The organism is Sphingobacterium sp. UBA865 (assembly GCF_002295765.1).
Lineage (GTDB): Bacteria > Bacteroidota > Bacteroidia > Sphingobacteriales > Sphingobacteriaceae > Sphingobacterium > Sphingobacterium multivorum.
Window position 1 is genome coordinate 119,520 of the sequence record NZ_DBGB01000022.1, and the last position, 12,031, is coordinate 131,550.

Consider the following 12,031-nt stretch of genomic DNA (forward strand, 5'->3'; position numbering starts at 1 on the left):
AACAATATCAAATTACACTTTTCGGAAGATCTTTCAAAATTCGGCGGGCCATTTTCCAAGTTCCTTAACAAAGCCTGATATTTCTGAAAGGGATTTCTGGCCTAATCCGTCCATGCCGGCAAGATCTCCATAAGAACAGTCCATGAGCTGTGCAACCGTTATTATCCCATGCTTGTGAAGGGCACTGACGGTCTTTCCGCTGATCTCCTGCCGGAAATAGAAGAGGTCGCTTTCAAGGACCAACTCATGGATAAATTGATTATCGCCCAATATCCTCTGCAATTTCAGGGAAAGGTTTCGAAGTGAATTGTAATCCATCTTTCGAAGATCAAGCCTCGTTTTCACATCTTCCAGATAAATATCAATTTCGTGTTCATTCATGTTTTCAGAGGGTTTGGTTATATATTAATGGCTATCTGTTCCGACCATTATCCTGCTCGAAATCAACATTCAAATTAGGTAAAGGTGGATAATAATTCCAAATTTATTCGACCAACTCCCATTTGACCATGCTCAAGCATTTAAAATACTCGATTAATTAAACCTGTAGGCCAGGTTTTTCTCAACAACACCTATTAGAAAGAATTTCTATTGATAGATTGATCCATTGCTAATAGAAGATGAGCAAAAAAACAGACGCTCAACAAGAGAACAGAATTTGGGCACGTATAGAAAGAAGAGGTATAACTGAAATTTTATAGGTTCAACTGTAACATAACGAATATTTTTTTCGTCTTTTTATATGAATTTTATAAACCATACTAGTATTTTCAATAATGAGCAAAAAACTAACTATTCCACTTTTTAGTGTATTGTTTTTAATTGTCGCATCTTGTAGCCGTGATGAACCATTCTACCCAAAACCTCAGCCAGAGCCGGAACCCATCATAGAATATGCTTGTCCAAAGGCAGATGATATCTACAAGATCTATCCAGATACACTTTTCGTTAATGCTAAAGGCCTATACGTCATGTATAAAGATAGGCCCGTTAAGTTGACCTATACGAAAGACATTAGCGCTTCATTTGCATTATTTACCTGTGAAGGGAAGTTTGATAACCGCAATAAAACGGTGAATAGTCCACTTTCGTGGAAGATCAAAACAGCCGAACAAGAAAACCGGGACGTAGTTTATGCCATGCAAGGAGTGATCCAAATCAACAAAGTACTCTTACCGAAGGACATGGATCGGATTTTGACATTTAAGGAAGGAGAAAAAATGGAATATAGTGTTTCCCTGTTAAATTTCAAGGAAGATATCATCCAAACAAGTAAAGTAACCTTTATATATAAAAAGGATTTACAACCGTAATCTGAAAAGGAAGCTGCATAAAAGACAGCTTCCTTTTGGGATTTATGCGATATTTCGACCACTGTGATCTGTTCTAATAAAAGTAAGAGCCTGTGGAGTACATAACTCAGCGATTTTAGCCTGATTTGCAGGAACCGGTTTATTCTCGATCTTTCTTTCCAGTCTGTCCATATCCACGGCAACCCTGTTATCCAAGAGTTTCGCATAATGCTGTGTGGTTTTTATGTCGGTATGTCCGAGCATCTTGGATACTGTTTCAATAGGTACGCTATTGGCCAGTGTAACCGAAGTAGCGAAAGTATGGCGTGATTTATGGAAAGTGAGTTCTTTGGTGATCTCGCACAGGTCAGCGATTTCCTTGAGATAACTGTTCATTTTTTGATTACTGAGAACAGGAAGTACCATATCTTTAGCTACGCAGGGTGGATAATCACGATATCTTTCAATAACTTCAAGTGCCTTTGGCAATAGCGGAATATTTGATGATGTTTCTGTTTTTTCCCTGCTTGTGAAGATCCAGAGTTTTCCGTCCACTCCTTCTGCGATATCTGTCCATTTTAATTTCTTTACATCGGCATAAGACAGACCGGTATAGCAACAGAAGACAAAAATATCACGCACATGCGCAAGACGTGGTATTTTGAATTCCTTTTCCTCTATCCTACGAAGTTCAGCATTTGTTAGAAACTCCTTCTCTTTAGCCTTCGCCTTGATCTTGTAAAATGCAAATGGATCTTCGGTGATCCAGCGGTGTGCGATACAGATCTTGATGATCTTGCGCAGATGTTTCATGTACTTTGCAGCCGATACAGCCGAACAGCCCATTGTAGAACGTAGAAAGAACTCGTATCCTGTGACGAAAGCATGGTCAATCTTTCTTGTGTCGATATCCTGCGACCTGTATTCTTTTTCCAGATATCCACCAACATGGGATAAAGAGGTTTTATACCCTTTGAGCGTATTGGGCTTAAACCCATTGCCCAAAAGCGCTTCAATCTGGTTGTTGTGCTCCATGAACACATCTAAGAATTTTTTGCGTTTGATATCTTTTCCTTGAAACCGCAGCTTAATGGACTCCGCTGTAATTTCTTCTCCTGCCGCTACCATAGCAGTATGGATCGTGCTTACTTTAGTTACGAGCGTATCAAGGTAACTGTTCAGGGTTTTTACAGCTTCTGTTGTGCCTTTTGCGCGGTTAGCTTTGGAATTCCATTTCGATGGCTCGCATTCACGTCCCACCGAGGTCTCTTTTGGAAAGCCGTCGACAGTGATCCGCATGTAAATTGGCTTGGGGCCAGTAACATAATTTTTTGGTTTCTTCAAGTAGAAGAGCAAGGAATAATTTGTACTCATGACAACATCATTTAAGTGAAACAAAATTAGCCTTGCAACTAAAACGGATCAAGATGTTTTATTTTTAAACAACTTGATTATAAGAATGTTATTGCCATTTCAGTGAGTAAGTAAATGAGCGAAAATGACTCACTGAATGACTCACTTTTTTCTTGAGAATACGTGTAAGTTTTGTAGATACTGAAAAACAAAAAAGCCTGCAAACGTTTAATTTGCAAGCTTTTGTATGTTTTGACTTTTAGATGTGTAGCCCGTAGGGGAATCGAACCCCTGTTTCAAGAATGAAAATCTTGCGTCCTAACCCCTAGACGAACGGGCCATATCGTTTTCGATGATGCAAATATAGAAGCTTTTTCAAAAAGCACAAAAAAAAAGTGCTGTCTGTGTGCTAATTCATTGAAATTGAGAAAAATTATTTTTTTAAAGGACCTATTCTACAGCGTAGGCGAGCATATATTCATTGAACTTCTCGTAATGTACGTCATATAGATGTGTATGTTGATCGCTGTGGAGTTCGAGTTTTAATATGCCCTGCACCTGGTAGTCGAATGGTTGTATGGTCATGTTATTCAAGAAGGAGACCCCTGCATTTCCCTGAAGTTTATAAATCGCTTCTTTAGCGCACCAGCAAGCATAAAGCTGCTCATATCGGTTCTCATCCTGTGCGATGAATGCAAGCTCCGCAGGTTTTAGAAACTTATGTTGGATACGCTCTACTTTTGTTTTGATGATTTCCATGTCGATACCCACCTCTCCTTTTGTACTGATCATAGCTGCGGCATAATCAAATGAGTGTGAAAGTGATATTTTTTGGGGGAAATTGGCGAGATAAGGCTTGCCATTTGCATCAGATGGACATTCTATATAACGGGATGTGTTTAATAAGGTGCGCAACAGCACACGGGTGGCAAGCCAATGTAACCGTCTTTTCCCTTTGTTGAAAGACCCTAATTTCGCTTTTTCACGTTCATCCAATTGAAGTTTCGACAGTAAATCGTCGTCCGATTCCTCAATTCGCCAAATTGCAAATTTGGTTTGGCTATCAATTTCACGTAGATACACTAGACTCATACCCAAATTTAAAAAACAAATCGCAGATTTTTGTTTTGAAAAATGAAGTAAAATTAGTGGGAGAACTGTATTTTTGAATTTGTATAGCATTGCCTGATGCTTTTGCTATTTTGATACACATGATTTTATCTGATAAAAGAATTCTCGAAGAGATTGAAAATGGCAGCATTGTCATTCAACCATTTGATCGTAAATGTTTAGGAACAAATTCCTACGATGTGCATTTGGGGAAATATTTGGCAACGTATGCAGACCGTGTACTTGATGCCAAGAAGCACAATGAAATTCAGCATTTTGAAATCCCGGAAGAAGGTTTCGTCTTGGAACCCAACACCCTTTATTTAGGTGTTACGCAAGAGTATACCGAAACGCATAAACATGTTCCTTTTTTAGAGGGCAAATCGAGTACTGGTCGCTTAGGGATAGATATTCATGCAACTGCAGGAAAGGGCGATGTCGGTTTCTGTAATACCTGGACCTTGGAAATTTCGGTTGCTCAGCCTGTTCGGGTTTACGCGGGAATGCCAATTGGACAATTGATCTATTTTGCTGTAGAAGGCGATATCGAGACATTTTATAACACCAAAGGTAATGCAAAATACAATGGCAAGACCATCCGTCCGGTGGAGTCGATGATGTGGAAGAATAACTTCTAATGAAAACGATTGGATGGATTGTATTAGCGACGCTATTGATTGCGCTCATCAGTAGCGTGCTTTATTATTTTGTTCATCCAATGTTTGGTGGAAGTTTCAAGGGAGCTCGGCTTGAACGTATGAAACAGTCCCGCAATTTTAAAAATGGTATTTTTCATAACCTCGAAGTAACGCCATCGTTGAAAGGCGATGTGAATATGGTCTCTTTGTTGTGGGATTTCCTTTTCAACAAGAATTCCCACTTAAAACCTATCAGTGTATTGCCAGCTATGGAATGCGATTTAGCACATCTTCCCGCAGATGACGTACTGATTTGGTTTGGTCACTCCTCCTATCTATTGAAGTTAGATGGAAAATTAATAGTGGTAGATCCAGTATTCAGCTCAAATGCTTCTCCCATACCAGGTAGCAATAAAGCATTTAAGATGTCGGTCGACTATGCGGCGATGGTTTTTCCGAAAATTGACTATTTGTTTATCTCGCATGATCATTACGATCATCTGGACTATGAGACTGTTGTGAAATTGCGGGATAAAGTCGGTCAGGTGATTTGTGGTCTCGGAGTAGGGGCGCATTTTGAATCTTGGGGATACAAGGCCGATCAGATCATCGAGGGTGATTGGTATGACCAGATAAAACTGGCGCCCGATTTTCAGGTAACCTTCACACCCGCAAGGCACTTTTCGGGACGTAGATTTACACGGAATAATACCTTGTGGACATCTTTTGTGTTAAAAACTTCTAAGTACAGCATTTTCTTGGGGGGAGATAGTGGGTATGGTAAGCACTTCAAAAAAATAGGTGACCAATTTGGTCCATTTGATTTAGCGATCTTGGAAAATGGCCAGTATAACGATGCCTGGCATTATATCCATTCTTTACCTGATGAATGGGCTGCTGAAACGAAGGATCTGAAGGCCCAAGCTATTTTACCCGTTCACTCTTCTAAATTCGCGTTGGCGATGCACGATTGGAAAGAACCCATGGAGAAATTTTACGATACGGCGAACAAAGAACAGATCACACTGCTTACGCCAAAAATAGGGGAAATGCGTATACGCCCCTTGGTGGCGGGAAGTTAACTAAGGATCTATTTATTTTTTTCCTCGATCCATAAAGACATATATTTTGTGCTCTGCATCGTGTGGTGCAATAATATCTGACTAATAAAGTTTTGTTGACGATGCCTGTCAATCTGTACTTTTAATAAAGATAGATTAGTCATAAAATCGGACTGATACTTTCGTTTTTCATAACGCTCGTTGATAATACGGGTACCATGTTCTTGAGCCGTTTTCCAAAGATCTTCATTTTCGTAGAGCTCAACAGTCTTTCGGCAGAACGTTTCGGGATCGTCTTCGATAAAGCCATTCCAGTCCAAATTGCCCTTCATGGCTTCTGCACCAACTTTCGTGGTGACAGATGGTGTACCTGTCTGCATGGCGTCGATAAACTTCCCTTTCACACCGGCACCAAATTGAATTGGAGCCACCAGTAGACGGTAACTTTCCATGGTCAGACGAGCAGATTCCGCTCGGCCCTTGATCAGGAAATTCTCTTTTGGGTTGTTTAACTGTAGTACTTTTTGGGTTGCATAGGCGCCATAAATATGTAATTCTACTTTTGGGAGCATCTTCCGTAATTGCGGCCAGATTTGTGTTTTTAGGTATTGTACCGTATGCCAGTTCGGCTCATGGATAAAATTTCCGATAAATAATAAGTTCTTGCGCTCTTCGAAGGTGTTCCATTGCTCCACATCTGCAGCAGTGATCTCATCTTCAAGAAAAGGGAGATAATAAAGGATATCGGGTGAAATGCGAAATTCTTCGATCAGAATCTTCATTTCGGATTCGGAAATGATCAACGAGAGGTCACTGCGCAATATCGCGGCAATTTCCCGTTTGGCCGTATTGGTAAATAACTCTTGAAAGGAAAAATCACCGTTATTTTTGACGGATGTCTGTCTCGCCTGACGCAAAAAATGCAAATCTTCCGTGTCAAGTACGCGGAGTGCATCTGGACAATGCTGTGCAACACGCCAACCATATTGCTCTTCTACCATAAAGCGGTCAAATACAACAATGTCGGGCTTAAGCTGCGCAATAAATTCATCAAAGCTGTTGCTATTCAGTACGATGGCCTGTTCCTGGATCCCGAGAGACTGTAAAGGTGCACTATACGGCGATTTGGCAGCAGCAGAAGCAAATGTAATCTGATAAGAGCGATTAACAAACGTCTCAATTAATTGCATCATACGGAAGCCCGCTGCTGAAGATGTTGGCTCTGGCCACACCAGTCCGATGAACAAAACCTTTTTCTCTTTCATGCCGGAAAATTACTGATTAATGTGAAAAGAATTGACGAAAAATTAACAATTAGTCATTTTCAAACGATTAGCTTTATTTCGTGTTTATACTATATCTCAAGGTTATTCATCATTAAACGATTATATGGCCAAAACTATTGCGCAACGAATTCGACATTTTTCACCAAAGACCTATTGGAAGGAACTAATAGCTGTTTTGGTTATTTTGTTGGCCTTTGTATTTTTTAGAAATGAACGAAAAGAGCTTGCTGCCATCATTCCACATTTGCGTGCGGCCAATCTAACCTGGGTTTTGGTCGGCGTTGGAATTACTCTCGTCTATATTGTACTTCAGGGATTGATGTATGTTCAGAGTTTTAAAGCGATAGGCCTTTCTATTAATCTGAGAATCGCTATTGATCTTTTCCTCAAGCGAAATTTACTCAGTGTGTTTCTGCCTGCGGGTGGGATTAGTTCTTTGGCCTATACCACAACGCAGTTGCGAAAAAGAAATTTGAATACGACGCAAATTCATCAAGCAGGGGCGCTGTATGGCTATGTCGGACTACTGACGGTCTTTCTGATCGGTGTACCTGTTATATTGTATACGATTTGGCACAATAAAAATTTTGGTGATGCCTGGATCTCCTTGGTGGTTTTGGGGCTGCTTCTGGGCGTCGTATTTTGGCTCGTTTGGTCTTTTAGAACACACAAAGGCGTCTATCGTTGGGTTGAACTAAAATTTCCTGCTGTAGCCTCTAATATTGATGAAATATTCTCAGGAGAGGTCAAGCTAAAATATTTGTTGGGTACCATGCTGGCATCGATGGTCGTTGAATGTTGCGGTATTGCCCATGCTTTTGTAAGTATGTATGCCCTTGGTTTGGACCACTCTTTCGAGGCTGCGGCTATTGCCTATACTGTTTCGGTGGTATTGATGATTGTTTCTCCTTTTCTACGGGGGCTTGGGGCTGTAGAGTTGACTATGCTGTATATTTTTAAAGCGTACGGCTACTCGCAGGCAGAAGGATTGGGCATTACAATTCTCTACCGGGCATTCGAATTTTGGCTACCTTTAGTCCTGGGGCTTCTGGCTTTTGCATGGCGTGGGAAACAATTGCTGGCACGTATTGGCCCAGCGCTGCTTATCTTCTTCTTGGGCATGGTAAATCTCGTATCTGTATTGACGCCTCCTTTGGCCGACCGGATGAAACTTGATCGTTTCTATTTGCCTTTAGAAGCAATTCACGCTTCCAAATTTATGGTGTTAGTCTTAGGCTTAGGGCTGTTGGTGACCTCGGCTTACTTGATCAAAGGTTTCCGAATTGCATTTTGGATCGCCGTAGTGTTTAGCGCCTTGTCGCTTTTTGGGCACGTGTTTAAGGCATTGGACTATGAAGAAGCTTCGGTTGCTTTATTGACCTTGATTTTACTGGCCGTGAGCTATAAGCAATATCGGATCAAGAGTAATATTCGCTGGGTGCGAATCGGGTTTATCACATTTTTTGTTGCTCTCCTAGCCATATGCCTGTTTGACGTATTGAGCTTCTACTTCATTGATAAACAGCATTTCGGTGTCGACTTCACCTGGCGACAATCTATCTATCATACAGCACGAAGCTTCCTCTTGTTTGCTGATGATGAATTGATGCCCCAAACGGCATTTGGACAAGAATTCCTGCGGATTACGCAAGTACTTGGACTTTTTTGTTGGCTCCTACTAATCTACGCGTTAGCTCGTCCCCGTCTCCTCGCAGATGAAGACTCCAGCCAATCTGAATTGGAACGTGCAGAACAATTATTGATTGAGTTTGGTCAGTCTCCCATGGATTTCTTTAAATTGGGAAAAGATAAGAGTTTGTTTTTCTCAGAAGTCTCGGAGGGATTTACCGCTTATCGCTTGGCGAATGAATTTGCTATTGTATTGGATGAGCCTGTCTGTGAACAGGGGGATAAGGAAGAGTTGGTCCAGGAATTCGATCAATACTGTTATGCGAATGGTTTAAAGGCCATTTATTACCGTGTTGATGAAAATAGTTTGGTTCATTTTTCATCCCTACGTAAACAGAAGATCACCATTGGACAAGAGGCTGTATTAGAATTGGAAACATTCAAGCTCGAAGGAAAAGAACGTAAGTCATTACGCAATGGACTTAATGCAATTCAAAAAAAGGGTTTTACAACAGAAGTGTTGAAAGCGCCGCAGGAAAAGGCAATTATAGATCAGTTAAGGATAATTTCCAACGAATGGTTAAAAGAATTTGATAAAAAGGAAATGGTTTTTTCGCAAGGGATGTTTGATGAAAATGAGCTTATTTTGCAAGATATCATTGTACTGAAAAATGAGCAGAATACTATCGTAGCCTTTCTGAATATCATCCCCGACTATGCGAAAGATGAGTGCACCTACGATATGATTCGGAAGTCTCTTGATGCACCGGGTGGTAGCATGGATGCATTGATTGTTGAACTTATTGCGTATGCTAAGGCCAAAAAGTACGTCTATCTAAATTTGGGCATGGTACCGATGACGGGCTTGGGGGCGACAGATAGTCCCGCAGAAAAGATTATGAAGTTTGCTTCAACACGATTGGGCAACTTTAAACATTACCATAGTCTGCGCGACTTTAAAGAGAAGTATGCGACATTTTGGGAAAATAAATACCTTATATTTGATAATGATTTTGATCTCATACAACTTCCTGTAGCACTGGTCAAAGTAATGAAACCGAACGAATAGATTCATGTAGATGCTGTACAGATGAAAAAAATAGCTACCTTATTAATAATTGCTGGCATGGCGTTTCATGCGTTTGCACAACAGCGTTTGATTGACATGAAATATTGGAACAATAAAGCTGCATTACCTTTGGTTCTCTATCTGAGTGGCGATGGTGGATTTAATTCATTCTCTAACAAGCTTTGTGAGCTGATTGCTGGAGTAGGATATACTGTAGCAGCGATCGATTCGAAAACCTATTTCTGGAAGAAGAAAAGCCCGAGTGAGATTGCTGCCGATGTTTCGAATACACTGAAAAACGTACTCTTAGCACGGCAAAATATGCATCTTTTTGTAGTGGGGTATTCATTTGGCGCAGACGCGGTTCCTTTTATTATTAATCGCCTGGATCCCGTCATTAAGAAGAACCTAAAGAGTGTTGTCCTGCTGGAACCATCTGTGTCAACAGATTTGGAGATTCATATAGCGGATATTTTGGGTCGGAGTAATACAAAACGGAGTCTTGACGTGATCGCGGAAATCAATCGAATGGGTGCAGTCAAAACGGGCGTTATTCTTGGTGATGATGAAGCTGATTTCCCGATACAGAAGATAACACTTAAGAATTTTACAAAAAAATACCTCTCCGGCGGGCATCATTTTAGTGGCAATGCAGACCAGGTCGCGAAGAATACTGTTGCACTCTTTTAGCCGAGGAGCCTAGTATAACTTTGTTGATGGTCAGATCAAGTAGGCGACCAAATAGACAGCTCTTTATTTTTTTGTGATCCAGGGTATGGTGCGGTATCATTTTCTTATCCTAGATCAAATAATTCAGGGAAAGAAGGTGTTACTTTTGAATGACTTATAAAATAGATAAAAATGGAATTAGGAATAGGAATGTTTGGCGACTCGAGGATAGATCCTGTTACAGGTCAAATCCAGGCAGCACAAGATAGAATGAAAGAAATTATCGAAGAGATCAAGCTTATGGATCAAGTAGGATTGGATTTCTTTGGAATAGGGGAGCATCACCGTGCAGATTATGCGGTTGCAGCACCCGAAATTATCTTGGCTGCGGCTTCTACCGTTACCAAAAATATTAAATTGGGCAGTGCAGTTTCGGTATTAAGTTCTGCCGATCCGGTTAAATTATTTCAGGATTTCGCAGCCGTCGATCTTTTATCCGATGGACGTGCTGAGCTCATGGCAGGAAGAGGATCCTTCATTGAATCCTTCCCTTTATTTGGTTATGATCTAAAAGATTATTCCGAGTTGTTTGAGGAGAAACTAGAGCTTTTACTTCGCCTGAACAAGCAAAATCCGATAACTTGGCGCGGTAATTTTAGAGCACCATTAATCAATCAGGAAGTTTTCCCACGACCTAAAAATGGATCACTACCGATTTGGGTTGCAGTAGGTGGCACAACATCTTCTGTGATCCGTGCCGGAAAGTTGGGCTTACCGGTTATGTTTGCCATCATCGGCGGGATGTATGAAAGCTTCGATCATTTATTTGACATGTACCGTCAAGCATATGAGGATAATGGGCATGATATGGCTAATTTTCAGGTCGGAGTACACATGCATGCGTTCTTTGGCGATAACAACGCGCAGGTAGCAGACTACTATTATCCGATTTATTCGGCACAGATGGATCGTATCGGTGCAAGTCGTGGATGGCCGCCATACCAACGCACACAATATGACTTCGGAAGGTCTTCCAGAGGACACCTTATTGTTGGGGATGCTGCTTATGCCGTAGATAAAATATTGCAAATACAGGAGAAATTTGGATTGACACGCTTCTCTGCACATATGGATGTGGGCGCCCCTGGGCATAAAGAAATGCTGCGTTCTATAGAGATTTTTGGTGAGAAAATAGCACCTGAAATTCGAAAGGCTCTTCATAAAGATGCCTAAAGAGCGATTATCATTTTTTTAACGCTGAGATATTCGCTACCTTTGTGTCGTAAATCATTTTAGAGAGTAAGATGCTTGGATTAAAGTTGTTGACAGATCCGCGATGGGCAAACATTGCAGAAGGAAATTTAGAAGAGATTTTGACAGATCATGCCTGGTGTGAACAAAAGGCTGCTTCAAATGCCATATCCTTAATTACCAACAACTCAGAACACGAAGATTTGGTGCATGAGCTGACAGCAATCGCAATCGAAGAAATGGAACATTTTAAGATGGTTATTGATATCATCAAAGAACGTGGCTATACCTTGGGTCGTGAACGGAAAGATGATTATGTCGGTCAATTGATGAAATTCTCTAAAAAGGATGGCAGTAGAAATATGGCTTTTATTGACCGTTTATTATTCGCGGCGATGATTGAAGCCCGTAGCTGCGAACGTTTTAGAGTGCTTTCACAAAATATTCAAGATAAAGATCTTGCGAAGTTTTACTATGATTTAATGGTGTCTGAGGCAAATCATTACACCACATTTCTAAATTTTGCACGCAAATATTCCGTAGACGTCGACGTAGAAAAGCGTTGGAAGGAGTGGTTGGAATTTGAAGGGAAGCTAATTCAGTCGTACGGAAGTAAAGAAGCCATTCATGGCTAATTGAACCTCGCTCCTACCTATTTTAAAACACATACATA

At 40.8% G+C, this 12,031-nt stretch carries 11 protein-coding genes and 1 tRNA gene; 7 read left to right on the forward strand and 5 right to left on the reverse strand.

The genetic code is table 11. The annotated features are described in order from the left end of the window. Window positions 1-33: 33 nt before the first annotated feature. The gene (locus tag B2O97_RS12395; protein WP_286767490.1) at window positions 34-381 is read right to left on the reverse strand and encodes a helix-hairpin-helix domain-containing protein; all 348 of its coding nucleotides are present in this window, start codon (window positions 379-381) and stop codon (window positions 34-36) included. Window positions 382-776: 395 nt separating this feature from the next. On the opposite strand from B2O97_RS12395, the gene B2O97_RS12400 reads away from it, so the two are divergent. Next, window positions 777-1,313 carry a hypothetical protein gene (locus B2O97_RS12400; RefSeq protein ID WP_286767491.1) on the forward strand — a complete coding sequence of 179 codons (537 nt, stop codon included), beginning with the start codon at window positions 777-779 and terminating at the stop codon, window positions 1,311-1,313. 42 nt (window positions 1,314-1,355) lie between these two features. Here the strand turns inward: B2O97_RS12400 and B2O97_RS12405 are convergent, their stop codons facing one another. The 3 genes from B2O97_RS12405 to B2O97_RS12415 all read right to left on the reverse strand — a co-directional run bounded on the left by B2O97_RS12405 (window position 1,356) and on the right by B2O97_RS12415 (window position 3,737). Then, window positions 1,356-2,666, reverse strand: a complete 1,311-nt coding sequence (locus B2O97_RS12405) for a site-specific integrase (RefSeq protein ID WP_286767492.1) — start codon at window positions 2,664-2,666, stop codon at window positions 1,356-1,358. Window positions 2,667-2,913: 247 nt separating this feature from the next. After that, window positions 2,914-2,985: transfer RNA gene (locus B2O97_RS12410), tRNA-Glu, on the reverse strand. A 110-nt stretch (window positions 2,986-3,095) separates the two neighbouring features. Beyond that, window positions 3,096-3,737, reverse strand: a complete 642-nt coding sequence (locus tag B2O97_RS12415; RefSeq protein WP_112375444.1) for a 4'-phosphopantetheinyl transferase family protein — start codon at window positions 3,735-3,737, stop codon at window positions 3,096-3,098. A gap of 119 nt (window positions 3,738-3,856) precedes the next feature. Between B2O97_RS12415 and dcd the strand changes: the two genes are divergently transcribed. Beyond that, window positions 3,857-4,393 carry a dCTP deaminase gene (dcd, locus tag B2O97_RS12420; RefSeq protein WP_046673098.1) on the forward strand — a complete coding sequence of 179 codons (537 nt, stop codon included), beginning with the start codon at window positions 3,857-3,859 and terminating at the stop codon, window positions 4,391-4,393. Continuing rightward, window positions 4,393-5,475: an MBL fold metallo-hydrolase gene (locus B2O97_RS12425; RefSeq protein ID WP_286767493.1), complete on the forward strand. Its 1,083-nt coding sequence runs from the start codon at window positions 4,393-4,395 to the stop codon at window positions 5,473-5,475. The genes dcd and B2O97_RS12425 overlap by 1 nt, the downstream gene beginning before the upstream one ends. Before the next feature lie 8 nt (window positions 5,476-5,483). On the opposite strand, the gene B2O97_RS12430 is transcribed toward B2O97_RS12425, so the two are convergent. After that, window positions 5,484-6,719 (reverse strand): glycosyltransferase, encoded by a 1,236-nt coding sequence (locus tag B2O97_RS12430; RefSeq protein ID WP_286767494.1) that lies wholly within the window; start codon window positions 6,717-6,719, stop codon window positions 5,484-5,486. Window positions 6,720-6,843: 124 nt separating this feature from the next. On the opposite strand from B2O97_RS12430, the gene B2O97_RS12435 reads away from it, so the two are divergent. From B2O97_RS12435 to B2O97_RS12450, 4 genes are all read left to right on the forward strand, one after another. Beyond that, window positions 6,844-9,438, forward strand: coding sequence for a phosphatidylglycerol lysyltransferase domain-containing protein (locus B2O97_RS12435; protein ID WP_286767495.1), 2,595 nt, complete (start codon window positions 6,844-6,846; stop codon window positions 9,436-9,438). Between the two features lie 21 nt (window positions 9,439-9,459). After that, a complete protein-coding gene (locus B2O97_RS12440; RefSeq protein ID WP_286752806.1) occupies window positions 9,460-10,128 on the forward strand; it encodes an AcvB/VirJ family lysyl-phosphatidylglycerol hydrolase in 669 nt (222 codons plus the stop codon). Between the two features lie 171 nt (window positions 10,129-10,299). Continuing rightward, window positions 10,300-11,340 (forward strand): Atu2307/SP_0267 family LLM class monooxygenase, encoded by a 1,041-nt coding sequence (locus B2O97_RS12445; RefSeq protein ID WP_201639991.1) that lies wholly within the window; start codon window positions 10,300-10,302, stop codon window positions 11,338-11,340. Between the two features lie 71 nt (window positions 11,341-11,411). Then, window positions 11,412-11,993: a tRNA-(ms[2]io[6]A)-hydroxylase gene (locus B2O97_RS12450; protein WP_046673102.1), complete on the forward strand. Its 582-nt coding sequence runs from the start codon at window positions 11,412-11,414 to the stop codon at window positions 11,991-11,993. Window positions 11,994-12,031: the final 38 nt, after the last annotated feature.